General features: G+C 58.2%; 15 protein-coding genes. 7 read left to right on the top strand and 8 right to left on the bottom strand.

What is annotated here, in order from left to right; translation table 11 throughout:
* The 6 genes from HZB23_09690 to sat all read left to right on the top strand — a co-directional run bounded on the left by HZB23_09690 (position 1) and on the right by sat (position 7,430).
* Positions 1–1,293: a glutamyl-tRNA reductase gene (locus tag HZB23_09690; GenBank protein MBI5844926.1), complete on the top strand. Its 1,293-nt coding sequence runs from the start codon at positions 1–3 to the stop codon at positions 1,291–1,293.
* The gene (gene fabD / locus HZB23_09685) at positions 1,283–2,239 is read left to right on the top strand and encodes an ACP S-malonyltransferase (protein MBI5844925.1); all 957 of its coding nucleotides are present in this window, start codon (positions 1,283–1,285) and stop codon (positions 2,237–2,239) included. Before HZB23_09690 ends, fabD begins: the two co-directional genes overlap by 11 nt.
* 4 nt (positions 2,240–2,243) lie before the next feature.
* Positions 2,244–3,065, top strand: a complete 822-nt coding sequence (locus tag HZB23_09680; GenBank protein MBI5844924.1) for a hypothetical protein — start codon at positions 2,244–2,246, stop codon at positions 3,063–3,065.
* A complete protein-coding gene (locus HZB23_09675) occupies positions 3,062–3,913 on the top strand; it encodes a ChbG/HpnK family deacetylase (GenBank protein ID MBI5844923.1) in 852 nt (283 codons plus the stop codon). The genes HZB23_09680 and HZB23_09675 overlap by 4 nt, the downstream gene beginning before the upstream one ends.
* 35 nt (positions 3,914–3,948) lie before the next feature.
* Positions 3,949–5,955 (top strand): excinuclease ABC subunit UvrB, encoded by a 2,007-nt coding sequence (uvrB, locus tag HZB23_09670; protein MBI5844922.1) that lies wholly within the window; start codon positions 3,949–3,951, stop codon positions 5,953–5,955.
* Between the two features lie 191 nt (positions 5,956–6,146).
* Positions 6,147–7,430 (top strand): sulfate adenylyltransferase, encoded by a 1,284-nt coding sequence (gene sat / locus HZB23_09665; protein ID MBI5844921.1) that lies wholly within the window; start codon positions 6,147–6,149, stop codon positions 7,428–7,430.
* A gap of 114 nt (positions 7,431–7,544) precedes the next feature.
* Here the strand turns inward: sat and HZB23_09660 are convergent, their stop codons facing one another.
* The 6 genes from HZB23_09660 to aprB all read right to left on the bottom strand — a co-directional run bounded on the left by HZB23_09660 (position 7,545) and on the right by aprB (position 17,202).
* Positions 7,545–9,173, bottom strand: a complete 1,629-nt coding sequence (locus HZB23_09660) for a hypothetical protein (GenBank protein MBI5844920.1) — start codon at positions 9,171–9,173, stop codon at positions 7,545–7,547.
* A 121-nt stretch (positions 9,174–9,294) separates the two neighbouring features.
* The gene (gene qmoC, locus HZB23_09655) at positions 9,295–10,554 is read right to left on the bottom strand and encodes a quinone-interacting membrane-bound oxidoreductase complex subunit QmoC (GenBank protein MBI5844919.1); all 1,260 of its coding nucleotides are present in this window, start codon (positions 10,552–10,554) and stop codon (positions 9,295–9,297) included.
* A 144-nt stretch (positions 10,555–10,698) separates the two neighbouring features.
* Entirely contained in the window at positions 10,699–13,005 is a 2,307-nt protein-coding gene (locus tag HZB23_09650) for an FAD-dependent oxidoreductase (GenBank protein MBI5844918.1), read from the bottom strand.
* Positions 13,006–13,019: 14 nt separating this feature from the next.
* Entirely contained in the window at positions 13,020–14,294 is a 1,275-nt protein-coding gene (locus HZB23_09645; protein MBI5844917.1) for a CoB--CoM heterodisulfide reductase iron-sulfur subunit A family protein, read from the bottom strand.
* A gap of 409 nt (positions 14,295–14,703) precedes the next feature.
* Positions 14,704–16,674, bottom strand: a complete 1,971-nt coding sequence (locus HZB23_09640; protein MBI5844916.1) for an adenylyl-sulfate reductase subunit alpha — start codon at positions 16,672–16,674, stop codon at positions 14,704–14,706.
* Positions 16,675–16,764: 90 nt separating this feature from the next.
* Positions 16,765–17,202: an adenylyl-sulfate reductase subunit beta gene (gene aprB, locus HZB23_09635; protein ID MBI5844915.1), complete on the bottom strand. Its 438-nt coding sequence runs from the start codon at positions 17,200–17,202 to the stop codon at positions 16,765–16,767.
* A 545-nt stretch (positions 17,203–17,747) separates the two neighbouring features.
* Between aprB and HZB23_09630 the strand changes: the two genes are divergently transcribed.
* Positions 17,748–18,590, top strand: coding sequence for an SDR family oxidoreductase (locus HZB23_09630; protein MBI5844914.1), 843 nt, complete (start codon positions 17,748–17,750; stop codon positions 18,588–18,590).
* Between the two features lie 60 nt (positions 18,591–18,650).
* Here the strand turns inward: HZB23_09630 and HZB23_09625 are convergent, their stop codons facing one another.
* Together HZB23_09625 and HZB23_09620 are read right to left on the bottom strand one after the other, a co-directional pair.
* Positions 18,651–18,914 (bottom strand): hypothetical protein, encoded by a 264-nt coding sequence (locus HZB23_09625; protein ID MBI5844913.1) that lies wholly within the window; start codon positions 18,912–18,914, stop codon positions 18,651–18,653.
* Between the two features lie 122 nt (positions 18,915–19,036).
* The gene (locus HZB23_09620) at positions 19,037–19,549 is read right to left on the bottom strand and encodes a MucR family transcriptional regulator (GenBank protein MBI5844912.1); all 513 of its coding nucleotides are present in this window, start codon (positions 19,547–19,549) and stop codon (positions 19,037–19,039) included.
* Positions 19,550–19,798: the final 249 nt, after the last annotated feature.

Raw genomic sequence — 19,798 nt, 5'->3', positions numbered from 1 at the left:
ATGGAACTCATCCTAAGAGGCTTAAGCCACAAAACAGCTCCGGTTGACGTGCGCGAGCGCCTGGCCTTTTCCGACCAGGAGACGGCTGCGGCCCTTGCCGAACTGAATCTCGATCCGGCGGTCTCGGAGGCCGTGCTCTTTTCCACCTGCAACCGGGTGGAGGTTCTGCTTGCGGGCGAGGACGCGAAAGCCCTGGAAGAGGCCGCCCTTGATGTCCTTTGCCGGGTGAAGAACATCCCTCTTTCCGATTTTGCCCCCTATCTCTACAGGTACCAGGGGGACGACGCCTTCCGCCACGTTTTCCGGGTGGCGGGAAGCCTCGATTCGATGGTGGTGGGCGAACCGCAGATTCTGGGGCAGGTGAAGAAGAGCTTCCGGGCGGCGGTTGCGGCCCAGTCATCAGGGGTGGTCCTGAACCGCCTTTTGCACAGGGCTTTTTCAACCGCCAAGCGCGTGAGGAAGGAAACCGGAATAGGCGGCCACGCGGTTTCGGTGAGCTTCGCCGCCGTGGAGCTTGCCAAGAGGATTTTCGGCGAGCTTTCGGGAAAAAAGGTGCTCCTGATAGGCGCGGTCGAGATGGCCGAGCTTGCGGTTGAGCATCTCATGCACAACCGGGCCGAAAAGCTCATGGTGGCCAACCGGACCCTGGATCGGGCGGCGGCCCTGGCCGAGCGCTTCGGAGGCACGGCCATCGGCTTTTCCGAAATAGGGGAGGCCCTTAAAACTGCGGACATCGTCATCAGCTCCACGGGCGCGCCCGGTTACGTATTGAAAAAGGACGACGTGAAGGCGGTGATGAGGCCGCGAAAAAACCGGCCCCTCTTTTTCATCGACATAGCGGTTCCGCGAGACATCGATCCTTCCATAAACAAGCTGGACAACGCCTACGTTTACGATGTGGACGACCTTGCGGGGGTCGTGGAAAAAAACATGGCCGAGCGCATGAAGGAGGCCGCCCGGGCCGAGGTCATCGTGGAGGAGGCGGTGATCTCCTATCGCAGGTGGTTCGATTCCCTGGAGGTGGTGCCCACCATAAAGGCCCTGTGCGACCGCATGGAGGCCGTGCGCCTTGCCGAACTTCAAAAGAGCCTTCCGGGCCTCAAAAACCTTGGGGATGAGGAACGGGAAGCCATTGACCGGCTCACCCGCGCCATAATGGCCAAGGTGGTGCACGGCCCCATCGTGTTTTTGAAATCCGAGGGCCACAGGCAGGCCAAGAAGCGGGACTACATCGGCGCGGCCCGGGATATGTTCCAACTAGATGAAGACGAAAAGGACGAAAATGGCCAGTGACAAGATTGCCTTTCTGTTTCCGGGCCAGGGCTCCCAGTACGTGGGAATGGGACAGGAGTTTTTCTCCGAATTCATGTACGTGCGCGACATCTTCGACATGGCCGACGACATTGCCAGGGCCAATATCCGCAAGCTCTCTTTTGAAGGCCCCCTGGAGGAGCTCACCCGCACCGTCAACTGCCAGATGGCCGTAACGGCGGTCAATCTCGCCTGCCTCGCCGTTCTTCGCAAACACGGGGTTTCGCCCTCTTTCGCCGCTGGCCACAGCCTTGGGGAATACAGCGCCCTTTGCTGCGCGGGCTGCCTTACGGAGGAGGAAACCCTCCGGCTTGTCGAGCGCCGGGCATTTTTCATGGATCGCCAAGCCCTTCGGAAAAAAGGGATTATGGCCGCCCTGGTCGGGCTTTCCCTTTCCCAGGTGGAGGAAGTCCTGAAGCAGGCCTATAAATCAGGCCCTGTGTGGGTGGCTAACATCAATACGGATAAGCAGATAGTGATAACCGGCAGCGAAGCAGGCGTTGAAAGCGCTTCCGAGCTTTGCCGCACCGGGTGCAAGTCTTACAAGGGCCGGGCCGTGGCCCTAAAGGTGGCCGGGGCCTGGCATTCGCCCTTCATGGACGAAGCCAAAAAGGAGTTTCTAAAATACCTCGCAGCCTTTTCCTTCAAAAAACCGGAAATGCCGGTGGCTCTGAACGTCACAGGGGCCTTGAGCGAAGACGCTGCGGAAATCGAGGGCGCAATGGCCGTGCAGATGGTGAGCCCGGTAAAATGGGCGGACGGCATGGCGGCCCTTTTCAAGGCCGGCGCGTCCGTTTTCGTGGAGTCCGGCCCCAAGACCGTGCTGGCGGGCCTTGCGAAACAGGTCCTGCCAGCGGACGGGCCGCATAAGGTTTATTCGGTGGGGGACTTGAAAAGCCTGGAAACCTTCCTTGCGGAAAGGGGATGAGCTTATGGGAACCCTGAGGCGCGCCGCCGCCATTCTTTCGGCGGCCATAATCCTGATGGCTTTTTCCGCTCAAGGTTCTTTCGCCGCCACCATCAGCCTTGCCATGTCCATGACCATCAACGCCAACCCGGATTCCTTCACCGTGACGGTTCACCTGGAAAACCAGGGGGACGCCCCGGCCCACGACGTTTCGGCCCTTCTTTCCATTCTGGACAAGAGGCTGGCCTCGAATCCCATTCAAAGGCTCTTGCCCAAAAAACCCATCAACATCACCTACTTCCAAAAGATGGGGGAAATGCCCAAGGGCAGCTTTCCGGCCATTTTGATGGTGGATTACCACGACGAGAGCGGCTACGCCTTTTCGGCCCTTCACAGCGCGGCCTTCGACACCAAGCCGGACATAAAAACGGACATGGTGGTGGAGGCCAAATCGGCGGAAATCAGCCAAAAGGCAGTTTTGGGCTTGAACATGGAAAATCCGGGGGACCGGGCAAGGGATTTTCGGGTGAGACTCATCCTGCCCCGGGAGTTTTCGGGAAGGGACCGGGACCTGGTGTTTCTGCTGGATTCCAAGGAGCAGAAAAAGCTGGAATTTGAGGTGGTTAACCTCTCGGCCCTTGTTGGCGCGTCCTATCCCGCCTGCTTTGTGGTGGAATACGATGAAGATTACGTGCATCACACGGTGGTGGCCGACGCAAGGATGACGGTTGTTGCCAAGGCATCCTGGTTTACGCGGACAAAGGCCCTGTGGTGGATATTCTTAGGCTTTTGCGTGCTGGGTGTTCTTGTGGCCACCCTGAGAAGGGGCCGGGGCCGGGCCAGATGAAAATCATAATCAACGGCGATGATTTCGGCATAACCTGTGGCGTGAACCAGGGGGTTATCCGGGCCTTCGAGGATGGGCTGCTTCGCTCCGCAAGTCTTATCCCGAACGGCGAGGCCTTTGACGAGGCGGCGGAATACGCGCGCACTCGCCCCGGTCTCGATATCGGCGTCCATTTCTGCCTCTGCGACGAACCGGCGCTGACGAGCGTTTCCGCCATCTACCGTGGGGCTTTTTCGGGGCCGGTGCTGCCCTCCCGCGCGGCCCTGGCCGCCGGGCTCTATTCGGGGCTTGTGAGCAGAAAGGCCCTGGCCCTCGAGCTTTTGGCGCAGTTGGAGCGCGTAAGGGACGCCGGTCTTTCCATCACCCACGCGGACAGCCACCAGTACGTGCATCTTCTGCCGGGAATTTTTTCCATGAGCCTGTCTCTGTGCGAGAGGTTCAAAGTCCCCTTTCTGCGTTCGCGCCCGGCTGACCCGGCAAGTTTCGACGCCGGAGCAGGAAGGCTTTTGCAGTACGGAATGGTAAAGGCGGTTTCAGGATTTTCGCGCTCGGTTCATTCAAGCCGGGGCGTGAGGGTTGATATCCCCTCCATAGGCTTCACCTATTCGGGAGGGGGCCTTACCGTGGAGCGGCTGGAGAAAATCCTTTCCCGGTTTTCGGAAAAGGACGTGGTGGAGCTGGTGCTTCATCCGGGCTCGGACCACGGGCAATGCCGGGAAAAATACGGCCACTGGGCCTATGACTGGAAAAACGACCGCGACCTTGCCTGCTCGCCGCTTCTGGCCGCGATGCTGTTGAGGCTTAAGGCGCAGGCCGCCTCGTTCGGCGGCATTCCGGCGGGGCGCTGAAGGCGGGGCGCAAGCGAGGCGTTTCGGGAATTTTAATGTCCGAATTTAAACTCACAAGCGAGTATTCCCCCAAGGGCGACCAGCCGGAGGCAATCGACGCCCTGTGTGAAGGCATCGGGGCCGGAAAGCGCTTTCAGGTGCTTTTGGGCGTCACAGGAAGTGGCAAGACCTTCACCATGGCCCAGGTCATCGCCCGCCTGGGCCGCCCGGCGCTGGTCATCGCCCCCAACAAGACCCTTGCGGCCCAGCTCTATAACGAGTTCAAGTCCCTGTTTCCGGAAAACGCCGTCGAGTACTTCGTCTCCTACTACGATTACTACCAGCCCGAAGCCTACATGCCCTCATCCGACACCTACATCGAAAAAGATTCATCCATAAACGAGATGATCGACAAGCTAAGGCACTCGGCCACCAGAAGCGTGCTCACCCGCCGGGACGTGCTGGTTGTGGCCTCGGTCTCGTGCATCTACGGACTTGGGGCCCCGGAGGATTATCTGGCCATGCGTCTCGAAATGGCCGTGGGCGACGAGCCGGGCCGGGACGCGGTGCTTAAAAGCCTGGTGGGAATGCAGTACGAGCGCAACGACGTGGACTTTCACCGGGGCACCTTCCGGGTGCGCGGGGACCGGGTGGAGGTTTTCCCGGCCTACGAGGAGGACGAGGCCATAAGGATCGAGTTTTTCGGCGACGAGATCGAGTCGATTTCAGCCATCGATCCCCTTCGCGGGGTGGTGAGGCGCAGCATGAAGCGGGCCGCGATCTTTCCCGCAAGCCACTACGCCACAACCCGCCAGACCCTAAGGCGGGCGGTTGACGACATTTTGGACGAGCTCAAAATCCGCGTCGGCCATTTCCGGGACAACCAGAAGCTCATCGAGGCCCAGCGCATAGAGGAGCGCACCAACTACGACGTTGAGATGATGATGGAGCTTGGCTACTGCACTGGCATAGAAAACTATTCAAGGCACCTCACGGCTCGCCAGCCTGGCGAGCCGCCTCCGACTTTGGTGGACTATTTCCCCAAGGATTTCCTGCTGTTCGTGGATGAAAGCCACATCACGGTTTCCCAGATTCAGGGCATGTTCCGGGGCGACCGCTCCCGGAAGGAAACCCTTGCGGCCTACGGCTTCCGGCTTCCCTCGGCCCTGGATAACCGGCCCCTGATGGCCGACGAATTCTGGCAAAAGGCGGGCCAGGCCGTGCTTGTTTCCGCCACCCCGGCGGCCTGGGAGATGGAGAGGGCCGAGGCCGTTGTTGAGCAGATAGTGCGGCCAACGGGCCTCATCGACCCGGAAATAGAGGTCAGGCCCGCCGGAAACCAGGTGGACGATCTTCTGGAGGAAATCCGCCTGAGGGCCACAGCCGGGGAGCGTGTGCTCGTGACCACCCTCACCAAAAGAAGCGCCGAGGACCTGTGCGAATACTACAAGGGCCTTGGGGTCAAGGTGCGCTATCTTCACTCGGACATCGACACCTTAACCCGCATGGAGATTATACGCGAGTTGCGCCTGGGGGGCTTCGACGTTCTGGTGGGCATAAACCTTCTCCGGGAGGGCCTGGACATCCCGGAAGTTTCGCTGGTGGCCATCCTGGACGCCGACAAGGAGGGTTTCCTGCGCTCGGAGCGAAGCCTCATCCAGACCACGGGCCGGGCCGCACGGAACCTTTCCGGCAAGGTGATACTCTACGCTGACAAGATCACCGATTCCATGAAAAGGGCCATGGGTGAGACCGAGCGCCGCAGAAAGCTCCAGAAGGCCTACAACGAGGAGCACGGCATAACGCCGGAAAGCGTCAAGAAGGAGATCGGATCGATCTTCGCCTCGGTCTACGAGGCCGACTACGTAACCGTGCCCAAGGAGGTTCCGCTTCCCGATTCTGCGTCGAGCCCCGAAGACATTAAAAGGCTGGTGGCTGGGCTCGAAAAGGAAATGCGCCAGGCCGCACGGGAAATGGCCTTTGAGCGGGCCGCGAAACTGAGGGACGAGATAAGAAGCATCAAGAGCACCTTCAGGGAATTTCTTGGCGGCGAGTTTTTTTAAGGTGAATGCCCTCTCATTTGTCCCTTGGCGGCGGTAGCCGATGAACTGATGAAATGCTTGACAATGGGCGCTTTTACATAATATGGTTCGGCGCTTGATTATAGAAGACCCACATACAAGCGATCGTCTGGCGTCCGGGCGATAATCCCGGTCGCTCATATTGAACCTCAATTATAAGGAGAAGTCATCACATGACGTCCAACCTCATTCCGCCCCATGGCGGACGCGGCCTCACAATTCGCCTTTTGGAAGGAAAAGCCCTTGAAGAAGCCAAGGTCAAGGCAGCCGGCCTGAAGAAGGTCACCATCTCCAGCCGCGTTAAGGGCGATCTCATCATGATCGGCATCGGCGGCTTCTCACCCCTGTCCGGCTTCATGGGCAAGGCTGACTGGAAATCCGTTCTCGACAACTACACCCTGGCCGACGGAACCTTCTGGCCCGTGCCGGTGTGCCTCGACGTGACCCAGGCCGAAGCCGACGCCGCAGCAGTTGGCGACGAAATCGCCCTGTACGATCCCGAAGGCGACGAGATCATGGCCATCATGAAGGTCTCCGAGAAGTACGCCGTAAGCGACGCCGACAAGAAGTACGAGTGCGAGAAGACCTTCATGGGCGAAGGCACCCCCACCACCGAGGCTTTCTGGAAGATCGCCGAAAAGGATCATCCGGGAGTCCAGATGGTCATGAGCCAGGGCCCCGTCAATCTGGCCGGTTCCGTGTGGGTTCTTTCCGAAGGCGACTACCCGGTGAAGTACGCCGGCGTCTACATGAAGCCCGCCGAAAGCCGCAAGATTTTCGAGGATCGCGGATGGCGTGAAATTGCAGCCCTCCAGCTCCGCAACCCCATGCACCGCTCCCACGAATATCTTTGCAAGATCGCGGTGGAAGTCTGCGACGGCGTGTTCATTCACTCACTGGTCGGCAATCTTAAGCCCGGCGACATCCCGGCCGAAGTCCGCGTCAGGTGCATCGACACCCTGGTGGAAAAATACTTCGTGCCCAAAAACGTCGTGCAGGGCGGCTACCCGCTTGACATGCGCTACGCCGGTCCCCGCGAAGCCCTTCTTCATGCCACGTTCCGCCAGAACTATGGCTGCACCCGCATGATCATTGGCCGCGACCACGCTGGCGTTGGCGACTTCTACGGAATGTTCGAAGCCCAGACCATTTTCGACAAGGTGCCCAAGAGCACCGACCCCGGCAAGAACCTTCTTTGCACCCCCTTGAAGATCGACTGGACCTTCTATTGCCACAAATGCGACGGCATGGCCTCGCTCCGCACCTGCCCGCACAGCAAGGAAGACCGCGTCATGCTTTCCGGCACGGTGCTCCGTAAGAGCCTCTCAGAAGGCCTCAAGGTGGTTGACCATTTTGGCCGCGAAGAAGTCCTCGACATCCTCCGCGAATACTATGCCGGCCTTACCGAGAAGGTGGAAGTGAAGCTGCACGGCGCGGCCACCGGCAAGGGCCAGTAGCACCAGCTTGATCCTGCCGGATTTCCTTTACAGGGATTCCGGCAGGTTGAAGTTTTAAGCAATAAAAAAGGGGACGCCGATTTTTCGGCGTCCCCTTTTTTGCGCCCCCGGATTCTATTTTGCGGGAAGCGATTCGATCAATTTCATGAACTTGCCGCTTTTCCTGGCGTTTTCCAGGTCGCCGTCGTTTTCGAGCTGCTCCCTGCTGGCAAAACCCTTCTGGATGGCCTTTTCAATCCACATGGCCGCGCCGTCCGGGTCGTTCTGAAGGCTTCTCGCGCAGGCCATGTTGTAATAGGGCTCGAATATCTTGGTATCGAGTTCCATGGCCTTGCGGTAGAATTGCTCGGCATCGGCAAAATGCATGGTGGACATGGCCACCATGCCCAGGTTGTTCACCGCCTCCGCGTAAGTCGGATTAAGGGTGACCGCCTTGGTGAAATAGAAAGCCGCAGATTCCAGGGCTCCGAGATTGAGGTAAAGCACCCCCACCGTGTTGTACCTGCTGGGGTTGGTCGGGTCGTTGGCCAGCTCCCGCAGAAAGTTGTCCTTGGCCATGGCGAGCTTATCCAGGTCATCCGTGTTCTGGCTCACCACCTGTCGGTAGAAGTCCACGTCGGATGACAGGAACGACGCGTTTGGGATGACGCCTTCCGAGGCCAGGGCCGCCGCGATCATCTTGGCGGTGAACTTGTTGCCCGAAGCCGTCATGTGCCCCTGGTAAAGGGTTTTCAACTGGTCGGGCGGCATGGATTTCAAGAGCGGATAGAAATCGATGACGGGAATTCCCTTTTCCCGTGCGTGAATAATGGTGGGATAAATCCTTTTCCGGTTGGCTCTTCTGGGATCGGTGATATCCGCTTCGGTGTACTGGACGACGATGGCCGCCCGGCATCCCTTGCGCACGGCGAGTTCGTAAAAGCCTTCGACAATGCGGCGGGACACGGCGTGCAGGTCGTTTTTGACGGGGATGCTTTTGAACTTGTCCGCGTACCACCATTCGGCCTTTCCCATACGCCGCATCAGGTAATCCGCCGTGTAAAAATGCCCGAGTACGCTCTTGACAAAACCCAGGCCATCCAGTTGGGTGGGAACGTCGGGCACCGGCTGGTTTTTCAGAACCAGAAGGCCCTCGCTTATTTCGAAATACGGTTTTTCGGCCCCGTACCACTTGGAAAAACCCATGCGGGGAATGTCGTCGGGTATGAGGCCCAAAACGATGACGCCGGGCGAGACCTCGTCCGCAAGGCTTTTGGCCCGCAGAAAGCTCTGGTCCAGGCCGTAGCCGAAGACCCCGCCGTTGATCACCCGCCTTGCGAGGATTTCCTCCAAATACGACGGCCACGTTTCGTTGTTGTTTACGGAATCGCCGAAGGTGAAGGAATCGCCCGTAACGAGGATGGCGGAGCCTGATGTAGGCCGGGCCGCTCCGTTGGTTCGGACGGTGTTGGCGGCGATGTTAATTTCCTTGCTCAAAATGTTGTCGGAGCCCGAATAGCCCGCCTTGGGAACCCAGCCTAAAACGGCGTCGTGCTGCTTGGGATAGCTGTCCCGCATGAGGGTGAGCTTTTTGGCCAGCACGTTTCCGAAATCGAACAGGGAAACCCTGGTGGGCAGGGTGGAATCCTTTTCAAGCGTTCCGCTGAAAAGCCGCATGCCCGCTTCCACAATGAGGAGCGCAGCCAAAAGTCCGGCGCAGGCAAGCACCACCGAAAAAATCAGGCGTTTTATGGACGGTTTCATGGGTGCTCCTAATTTCCGTGGGTGAAAAGGATTCAAAGGGGGAATGGGGGCGGATCAAACACCGAAGGGCGGGCCTTTAAGAGGCCCGCCCCGCGTAACGGCAAAAAATCTGAAATGAAAACTAACAGGCCTTCTCGCGCCCGGCGTACTCGGCGTAAGTCATGGCCAGGGTGCGGTAGACCAGATGCGCCAGCTTGGAAAAGGGAACATAGGCGAAAAGCATCCACACCGAAACAAGGTGCAGAAAATACAGCACATAGGTAAAGAAGGCCGCGCCTGCAAGACGGGTCATCTCAGCGCCAAGGCCGGTGACGCCCAAGGCCAGGACCAGGCCCAGCAAAAACCAGTCCTGGTAGGCGCTGCCCATGGTTTCCTTGTCCTTGCCAAGCCGTTCCTTGATCATGGCAAGGGAGCCTATCACAAGGCATACTCCCGCCGCGTTGGCCAGCCACTTCACGGGGTTCCAATACACGTTGTAAGGGCCGTGGAGTGCTTCTTCATAACCGGTTAAAAGCATGGAGCCGTAAAGCACCACGAAAAAGATGCCGGTCACTATGAACAGGCCGATGAATCCGTAAAGCACCATCATGTGGCTTGTGGAGCGGACGCGGTTTTCCGAGCACTCGGTGAACTTCTCGTGCTTCAGTATCGGAAGAACCACGCGGGGCAGTGCCTTGGCGAGCCCGATCCAGGAAAATTCAGCGTTGGCAACCTTGCCCTCGCGCACTGCGGTTTCGTGCATGTCCTTCACGAAACTGCGCATGGCCAGGACGAAAACCACCACAGCGAAAGTCATGGTGGGGACGAATATCATGTCCACGAGCCATGACGAGAAAAACTGCGCATGGGCGATGTGGCCGTGGAAAAGTTCCGGGGTGAAGTCCAGAAGTTTCACGGTGCTGGCTGAAGCATCGCCCGCCTTTTTGAAGAAGATGTCCAGGATGGGGCCCAGTATCTTCATGAGTATCGGCCCGACGATGAGGCCCATGACTATAAACAGCGCCACCGGAATGCCGATGAGGGTGGGAAGTTTCTTGGGGTCGTTCACGGCCTTTGCCAGCCATGAGGGCTTGGAATACTTCTCAATGGCGTAGGAACGGATTGCGCCCAGAACGTCACCGGGTTTCGCCCCACGGGGGCACCTGGCCGAGCAGTCGCCGCACTGGTGGCAGAGCCACACGTCGACGTCTGCGGTGAGCCTGTCGGAAAGTCCCCAGCTTGCCGCAATCATTTCCTTGCGGGGAAAGGGCTTGTTGTCCGGCGAAATGGGGCAGGCCACTGAGCATGTTGCGCACTGGTAGCATTTTTTCAGGGTATCCCCGCCCCGGCGGGAGATTTCCCTGATAAAATCGACATCCGGTTCGAGCACTTGGTTGCTCATGTTGTTTTCTCCTTGGGGCTATGACTGATGATTTGCCCGTTCAAAACCCTTACTCTTGTAACCCGTCGAAAACCGCCTTCAAAAAACGCTGATCCTGCCACGGGGTTCATCGCCCCGTGGCAGGCGTTTTTGGACAGGCTTAAACTAGAATCCCTTGAACGGGTTCGGCCCAAGAGCCTCCACCTGCTCAACAAAGTCGTTGATGATCTTGGGGACCTTGTTGTAGTCGTCGATGGCCACTTCGTACTGTGCCACACGTTCGGGTTCCAGGGCCAGGCTCTGGAGCGCGTCGCCGATTTTCATCATGCGCACCGAGGCAAGCTCGGAGCCCTTGACAAAATGACACTGGTAGTCGTCGCCGTGCTTGCAGCCCAGAAGCATGACGCCGTCCATGCCCTTGGAAAGCGCATCCTTGATCCATACCAGGTTCACGGAGCCAAGGCACCTTACGGGCACGAAGCGCACCTGATGGTTGTAATTGAGGCGAAGCTGGCCGGCCATGTCCAGGGCAGGGTAGGCGTCGTTCTCGCAGATCAGGACCAGGATGCGAAGTGGCGGATCGTCGTACTCGTCGGCGTTGGGAACGCCAATGGACTTGACCATTGATCCGATGGAATCGATGCTGTAATCGGCGAATCCGATGATGCGTTCCGGGCACGCGCCCATGCAGGTTCCGCAGCGGCGGCACCGCGTCGGGTTCGGCTTCGGGGTGCCCTTTTCGTCGTCGTCCAGGGCTCCGAAGGGGCATTCCTCGGTGCAGCGTTTGCACTGGGTGCAGCGCTGGAAGAAGAAGTCGGGGAAGGTCATGTCGCCGGAGCGGGGATGAACCGCCACGCCTCGATTGACCGACTCCACGCACTGGATGGCTTTGAGGGCCGCTCCGGTCGCGTCTTCCATGCTCTCTTCCATGGTCATGGCCCGGCGGATGCCGCCCGCCGCGTAAATGCCGGTGCGCTGGGTTTCGTAGGGAAAGCAGATGAAGTTGGAATCGCAGTAGCCGTCGAAAAGCCCGATGTCACGGAAACCGGGTCCCTGGCGGTAGGCGAGGTTCACCACCGGGTCGAACTTGGTTTCGGGAACCATGCCGCAGGCCAGGACCACCAGATCGGCCTTCACGGAGACGTTCGGGCCCAAAAGGGTGTCGGAGGCCGAAACCACCAGGCTGTTTCCGCTTTTCTCCACGCCGGTTATGGTACCCTTTGACATGAAAAGAGCCGGGTTCTGCTGGGCCGCCTCGTAGTAATTCTCCCAAAGGCCCGGTGTGCGCATGTGCTGATAGAAGATGTAAGCCTTTCCGTCCGCGTAGTCGTCGGTGACGTATCCGGCCTGTTTCAGTGAAACCAGGCTCGTTACCGCCGAAGCGTAGGGAAAGTCGGAATCGTCGGCTCCGTCTGGATTTTGAATGAAAACGACGTTCTTGGCCGGAGCGCCATCGGAGGGGCGCACGATTTTTCCGGCCTTGGCCATTTTCTCGAAAGCCGCGTTGGTGACAACATCCGCGATTTTGCCGAAACCCAGGTTGGCGAACTCGCCGTCGGCGGGCTCGTACGGACGCCATCCTGCAGCCAGGATCACCGCGCCGAACTTCTCGCCGTTGGGGTCGAACTTTAAAATGTCAACCCTGCCTTCGTTGTACTCGTTGTACTTGACCCGAAGGGCGTCTGCATCCAGTTCCTTGCCGGCTGCGTCACATTTCATCTCGGTCGGCAGAGGGAACGGAACGTCGAACTCTATCTTCTCGCCGGGCTTTTTGATGGTGACGGTGAAGTCGCCGGGCTGGCCCGCGATGCGCGCAACCACGGAGGCCGTCTTGACGGTGATCCGCTTTTCGGCCCTGACCTTGGCCACCAGGGCGTCGGAGAGGCCTGAAGTGGTCTCACGATAGGGGTAGGCCGTGGGCAGGCTCTTCCTTACGTTCCTTGCCCAGCCGCCCAGATCGTCTTCCTTTTCCACGATGCAAACTTCGTAACCGGTTTTCGCGGCGTCCAGGGCCGCGCTCATGCCGGTGACGCCGCCGCCGATGACCAAAAGCTTACGGGAGAAGGTCTCCAGCTTGTAGGGTTCGGGAAGGGCGATCTTTTCGCCCTTCACCATGCCCATGCGGAGATAATCCTCCGCCATCATCTGGGTGTGGTTGATTTCGCCTTCGCTCTTGCCGTGGACCCAGGCCACCTGCTCCCGAAGGTTGACCCTTTCCACGATGCAGCCGTCGAACTTGAAGACATCGGAGTTGACCCGGCGGGAGCAGGCGCCGATTACAACCACGTTGACGCCCTTTTCGGCGATGTCCTTTTTGATTATGTCAACGCCTTCCTTGCCGCAAAAGGCAGGGTGGACGTGGCAGTTGGAGTAGCCTTCCTCCTCCGGGACGTTTTCGATCAATTCCTTGCAATTGACGGCGTCGCCGATGCCGCAGCCCGAACATATGTAAAAACCGAATTTCTTAGTCATGGGGTTTCCCTCCTCTACGCCTTCGCCAGGGTCTGAATGGCCTTCAAAGCCATGCCGGTGGCGTTCTGGTTGGACGACACCACGTCGGCGGGTTTGGCCGCGCATCCCGCAGCAAACATTCCACCCCGGGCGAAATCGTTGACGATGAACCCTTCCTCGGAAACGCACACGGAAGCTGGGGGAGCGCATTCCGAGGCGGTTGGCTGCATGCCGGTGGCCAGGACCACGAGCTGGGCGGATTCCCTGATCTTCTCGCCCGTAACAGCGTTTTCAGCCGTCACAACAATGTCTTTGGTGGCCGGATCCTCGCAGACCTCGGCAACCTTGCCCTTTACGAAGAAGACGTTCTTGTCAGCCTTTATCTTCTTGTAGAATTTCTCGTAACGGTTGCCGGGCGCGCGCATGTCGATATAGAAAATGGTGATTTTGGCGTCCGGATACTGCTCGCGGATGTACGTGGCCTGCTTTAGGGAGGCCATGCAGCAGATGTAGGAGCAGTAGGGAAGGTGGTTGCGGTCGCGGGAGCCCGCGCACTGCACGAAAATGACGCTTTCGGGACCCGTGCCGTCCGAGGGGCGGACAATTTTGCCCGCCGTGGGTCCGGATTCCGAGGCCATGCGCTCCATCATCATGTTGGTGACGATGTTGTCGTACTGGCCAAAACCCAAGTTGTCGATTTTTTTGGCGTCGTAAGGCTTCCAGCCGGTGGCCCAGATAATGGAGCCCACCTTGATTTCCCGGGTGGTTTCCTGCATGGCCAGATCAACCGCGTTGTACTGGCAGGCGTCCGCGACGCGCTTGGCGTCTTCGGTGCCGATGAGCTTGGGGCTGATCACGTAGCGCTGGGGAAAGGCCATGGGGTGCGGCAGATAGGCGGCCTTTGTGCAATCCATGCCGAAATTGAAATCGTTGGAAACTTCGGTCAGGCACGCCTTGGCGCAATCGCCGCAGCAGGTGCAGTTTTCGTTCACATACCTGGGAGCCGTTTTCACCGTTACGGTGTAAGCGCCAGGTTCGCCGGAAACGCCGGACACGCTGGACATGGTTAAAACCTTGATCCTGGGATTGTCCTTTATCCGCCGGAAATTGATCTCAAGCCCGCAGGTGGGCGGGCAGAGCTTGGGAAAATACTGGTTGAGCTGGGACACGCGCCCACCAAGGGAAGGCTGGCTCTCCACCAGGATGACATCGTGGCCGACTTCGGCGGCTTCCAGGGCCGCAGTGAGTCCGCTGATGCCGCCTCCCACAACCAGGATGCCTGCGCTCGCCGCTTCGTTGTGGTGTGACATGGAATTCCTCCATCCGCCTATAGCATTACGGCGCGATCCCGCTGGAACCGCGCCGTATGCCTTGCTGGAAAAATGTAAAACCTTTTGCCCGGTCCCGCAAAAGGTCCGCTTTGCGCCTTGCACACGTCTTTCGTGCGCTCTATCGATTTTTGTTCCCGCCCATGCCCGGAAGGCATGTGCCAAGCGCAAAGCGGACCATTCACGCAAACTTCAATGGGGATGTCGCCTTAAAAAAATTCGGTGATGTTTCCAAAATGCCTGCATGGTGTGGGTATAGAAAATAGACGCCACATCATGTTGCGCATGTTTGACCGATATTTTTCAAGCTCCATCAATAAAAACCTCCAGGCGCTTTTGACGGCGCCTGGAGGCTTGCTATGAAGGCCTTACGCCGTAACGCACCCCGATGTTACGGGATGAGCTTGATGTATTCCTTCTTGAAGGTATCCCATGCTTTGGCCTTGGGATCGAACTTGGAATTGACGAAGCAGAACCAGTTGGCGTCATCCTGGCCCGGATAGTCGGCCTGATAGTAGAAGCCGGGGTAGCGGGTTTCCTTACGGAACTGGATGTGACGAAGATGAGCCTCGACGGTCCAGATGCGGTGGATCATTTCCCAGGCCCTCATGAGTTCGTGCAGGTCGCCGGCGCCCATCTTCTCGGCGTCTTCCCGCATTCCTTCCAGAAGACCCATGACGATCTCAAGGGCCTTGGAGGAGGTCTGGTAATAGGTGGCCCAGCCGCCGCCGTATTCGTTGGTGGCCTTCATCAGCCGCATGGCCATGCCGGCGGGCTTGATGTAGTTGGGGTTGATGTCCTGGGCGGTGGTGTAGCCGCAGAACTGGTTGTACAGCTTGACCGGCTTGTAAACCAGGTCGACGATCTCTTCCTTGGTCAGGGCCAGTTCGGGCTTGAAATCGGCATGATCAAAGGCGTAACGCACGCACTGCTTGATGGCCATGCGGCCTTCGGCATGGGAGCCGGAGGAGAACTTGTGGCCGGAGCAGCCGACGCCGTCACCGGAGGTGAAAAGACCCTTGACGGTGGTCATGCGGTTGTACACTTTGCCCTTGTCGCCCCACTTGTAGGAAGCGGGGACCCAGTCGAAGTCCGGACCGGAGACCCACAGGCCGCAGCAACCGGAGTGGGAACCCAGAAGGTAAGGTTCGGTGGGCATGACTTCGGAGTTCTTCTTCTCGGGCTCGCAGTCCTGGGCGCACCACAGGTTGGCCTGTCCGCAGGTCATGTCCAGGAAGTCTTCCCAGGCTTCTGCTTCCAGATGCTTGAGCTCTTTCTTGTCCATGGTCTTGCCGAGATCGGCCAGGGCGGTGACGGTGTCCATCATGATGGGGCCACGGCCAGCCTTCATTTCGAACAGCATGAGGTGGTTACGCAGACAGGTGGGGGTGACCGCTGCGGTGCCGTAGGGAGCAAACTTGGCAAGCTCCGCCTTGGCTGCATCGGAGGCCGCGAAGTTTTCGCCCAAGCCGTTCAAGGTCTTGGCCTTGAACAGGAGGAACCACGCGCCCACGGGGCCGTAACCGTCCTTGAAGCGAGCCGGGGTGAAACGGTTTTCCATCATGGAAAGTTCCGCACCCACCTTGGCGCACAGATAGTAGGTGGAGCCGGAGTTCCACACGGGGTACCATGCGCGGCCCTTGCCTTCGTACTGTGAACGCGGCATGTAGATGTTGACCGCGCCGCCGCATGCAACCATCATGGTCTTGGCCTTGATGATGTACACTTTGTTTTCGCGGACGGAGAAGCCCACAGCGCCTGCAACTTGGTTTTCGACGTTCTTGTCAAGCAGAAGCTCGACGATGAAAACGCGCTCAAGGATGTTGTCCATGCCGAGGGCCAGCTTGGCGGCTTCGGACACGATGCGCTTGTAGGACTCGCCGTTGATCATGATCTGCCACTTGCCCGTGCGGACGGGCTTGGCGCCGGACTTCAAGGTGCCCATCTTGCGGCCCTTGTTGCCGTCCAGGTTCTTGCCGGCTTCGTCTTTTTTCCAGACCGGGAGGCCCCATTCTTCGAAAAGATGGACGGAGTCGTCAACGTGGCAGCCCAGGTCGAAAATGAGGTCTTCGCGAACAAGGCCCATAAGGTCGTTGCGGACCATGCGGACGTAGTCGTCGGGAGCGTTTTCGCCGATGTAGGTGTTGATGGCGGAAAGGCCCTGGGCCACTGCGCCGGAGCGCTCGAGAGCGGCCTTGTCGATAAGAAGAACCTTGAGATCCTTGCTCCATTTTTTTACTTCAAAAGCGGAGCCGCAGGCGGCCATGCCGCCGCCGACGATGAGAACGTCCACTTCGCGCTCTTCAACAGCCGGATTGATGTCAGCCTTGAGCTCGCCAAGGGGTTTGTTCGGAATAGCCATAGCGTAATCCTCCTCGTTCGCAGGGAAATCTATATAAAATGGTGTCTTTTACCTTTTTAACCGAAAGCCGCCAAGGCGGCCACGCTCTCGTTACACCAGTGCCTTGGGGCGGGGAATGGCGTAACCCTCGGCCTCTTCGTTGGAAAGAAGCTGGGATTCGATGTCCTTGCCCACGAGGGATGCATAGGCGTTGGCCTGGCCTTCAGGGGTGGTGCGGATGGGGAACTTGAACCTCTTGACGAGACCGTTTCTGAACTTGCAGGTCCACAGCACGTCTTCGGAGCTCATAAGGGGCATGATGTTGGAGCCCATGGGCACGAAATCGACATAGCCGCGAACTTCGATGGCCTGCTGGGGGCAGATCTTTACGCAGGAGAAGCATTCCCAGCACTGATCGGGCTCCTGATTGTAGGCCTTCATGGCGGTGGGATCAAGCACCATGAGGTCGTTGGGGCAGATGTACATGCACGCGGTCTTGTCGCCGCCCTTGCACCCGTCGCATTTTTCATAAATGACAAAACTCGGCATACGGTCTTCCTCCTTGAGGTTTTCGCCGCGCGCAATAGCTCGCTACGGCTGTTGGTTATGCTTCCGGCGGAGGTTGCCCCACCCGCCTTCAACACGAAAATTCCTGAAATACGCATCCTTCCCATGCGGGCCTGCATACCCGCCGGGGTCGAAAACCTTGGACAAACCCTTTTGAAATCCCTGTCAAATCCGCCATGAGCCTATTGGCTGACTCACGAAACCCGCCAGCCGCTTTGGGCCGCCAGGATGGGCGCCGACCAGAATTTTTATGGGTCTGTCCTATCAAAACGCGGGCATTACCGCCGCGTAACAACGTTCATTCAATTAATAACGCTTACTGAATACCTATTCAGAAAAACTAGAAAGCCCTATTAACCATCGGACCGGGGGTTTGTCAAGGTGATTTTTTGTTTCGCGCCGCGCTTTTAAGACCTTGCCGGGCCTTCCGGCATTGACTGAACGAGCCATATGGGATAGCCTTTTGAAATATCCTCCGACTCTCACGAATTGCCGAATAAAGTCAACCTAATAGAGGGCTTCGGTTTATGGAGATGCAAGGCGGAAGAGCCCTTGTGCTTGGGGGCGTAAAAGGCGTGGGCAAGGCTATTGCGCTCGATCTGGCCCGGAGCGGCGCGAAGGTGGCCGTTATCTGGCACGACTGGGAAAGTTTCCTTCCTGCCCTCGAACGGGACCTGAAGGCGGTTACGGACGACTTCCTCATCCTTCGGGCCGATCTGAGGGAGACCGCAAAAATAGCGGAAACAGTGGACTCCGTTGCAAGGCGTTTCGGGGGGCTCAACGTTCTCGTCAACAACATCGAGCGAGGCGGCTGGCCCGCTGTCCACGGCCCCTACACCGAGGAGCAGTGGGACCTGGAGTTCGCCACAACGCTTCGGGCCAAACGGTGGGCCTTCGAGGCTGCGCTTCCGCATTTGAGGAAAAGCGAAAACGCCTGTGTCGTGAACGTCTCGTCCATCGCGGGAATAGTGGGGCGCAGCGGCCCGGCGGCCCCGGTATTCGCGGAGGGGTATTCCTCCGCCAACGCGGGGATTTCGGTTCTCACCCGCACATGGGCCAGGATGGGAGCGCCGGAAGTTCGGGTCAACGAGATCATGCTGGGTTTTTTTGATACCCGCCACGGTCCCGAAACCAGGGGATGGGATATTCTGACCGAGGATGAAAGGCGGGCGATACTCGATCACACCCTTTTGAACCGCACGGGAGGCCTTGACGACGTAACGGGTGCGGTGCGCTTCCTTGTAAATGACGCGCCGTTCATGACCGGCGGGACGCTGGTGCTGGCCGGAGGCTATATCCTGGGAGGCGAAAGAACGCTGCCCGTGCCGAAAGGCGTGGTACAGCCGGGCGAAAGCGTTTTGGGGAAATAGCCGCCCAAGGGGCTGGCAAGGGTCGTTTCTCACGAACGCCCGCACAGCAAAGTCAGTGAGTTAACTGTCGATGGATTTGGGGAGATGATTCCGGTAGAGATGAAGGCAGAGGCGCACCACAAGCGTCAGGCTCAAAATGCCCAAAAGGGTCGGAACCCACCAGATGGACCGGTAATCGGGCTTGGTGTAGAGGCTTGCAAGAAGACCCAGAATGGAAAAATGAAACAGGAACGAGAGCGCCAGGACCAGGCCCACAAGAATCCTCGGCCTGTCGTACCAGGAGGGCTCCTCATTCTTGAAGGTGTATTGCGATAATTCCTGCATGGCGCGTTAATACCTTAAATACCCGTTTTCTGTCAACGATGCGGACAATTGGAGCGCAGTAAAAAACCTGTCCGGGAAGCCCCGGACAGGTTTTTTGATCTATTGATCTGCTGAAACCCGGATCACTCGGATTTTTTGGAGGCCTTTTTCCTGCCGCCTTTTTTCCCGGTGGATTCCGCGTTTGCCGCCTTCTGCTGGCGGGCCAGCTTGAGCTTTTCGCCCAGGCCGCGCTCCTCGGCGCTCTTCCTGCGCTTGGCGGAAAGATTCTGGGAGCTTAGGGGCTGGCGGGCGGTGAAGCCCCACTTCTTGCGGTATTCCTTGGTGGTCAGGCCATGTTCCTTGAGATGCCCGTTGGTGAGCTGCTTGAACTCCTGGCCGCATTCCAGGCAGATCACCTTGTTCTTGCGGATGGAGCGCTTGGGGGTCTTGCGCAGTTCCACCAGGGCGTCCATCTCCTCGTCGGAGGCGTCTGAAACGGTTTCGGTCTGATCCTGGGATTCTTCCTTGTTCCGCAGTTGCGCAAGGGCGTTGAAAGTGGCGTTAAGGGCGTCGTTAAGGGCGTCCTGGTTCATGTCGGAGCGGGCCGCCTTTGCCGCAATGATTTCCGCAGCCATTTCAGTGAGGGTCTTCGCCATCGGAAGGTTCCTTTCTAGTATGATGTGTTTGCCGAACATAAGATTAACCGGGAAAAACATTTCATCCATATATTATTAATCGTTGCGGCAATGAATTGTCAACAGTAAATCAACAATTTTCAATCATTGTTTGGAAATAAAACGGTAATTTCGTAAGCCTGACTGAAATGGAAAAATCCGAGTCGATATTAAGCGGGGCATGGTTTTTTTCCATTTTTTAAAAGAATCTGGCCGAAGGGAGAAATACTG

The organism is Deltaproteobacteria bacterium, from assembly GCA_016235345.1.
Lineage (GTDB): Bacteria > Desulfobacterota > Desulfobacteria > Desulfobacterales > Desulfatibacillaceae > JACRLG01.
This window is presented reverse-complemented; position numbering and strand designations above follow the sequence as displayed.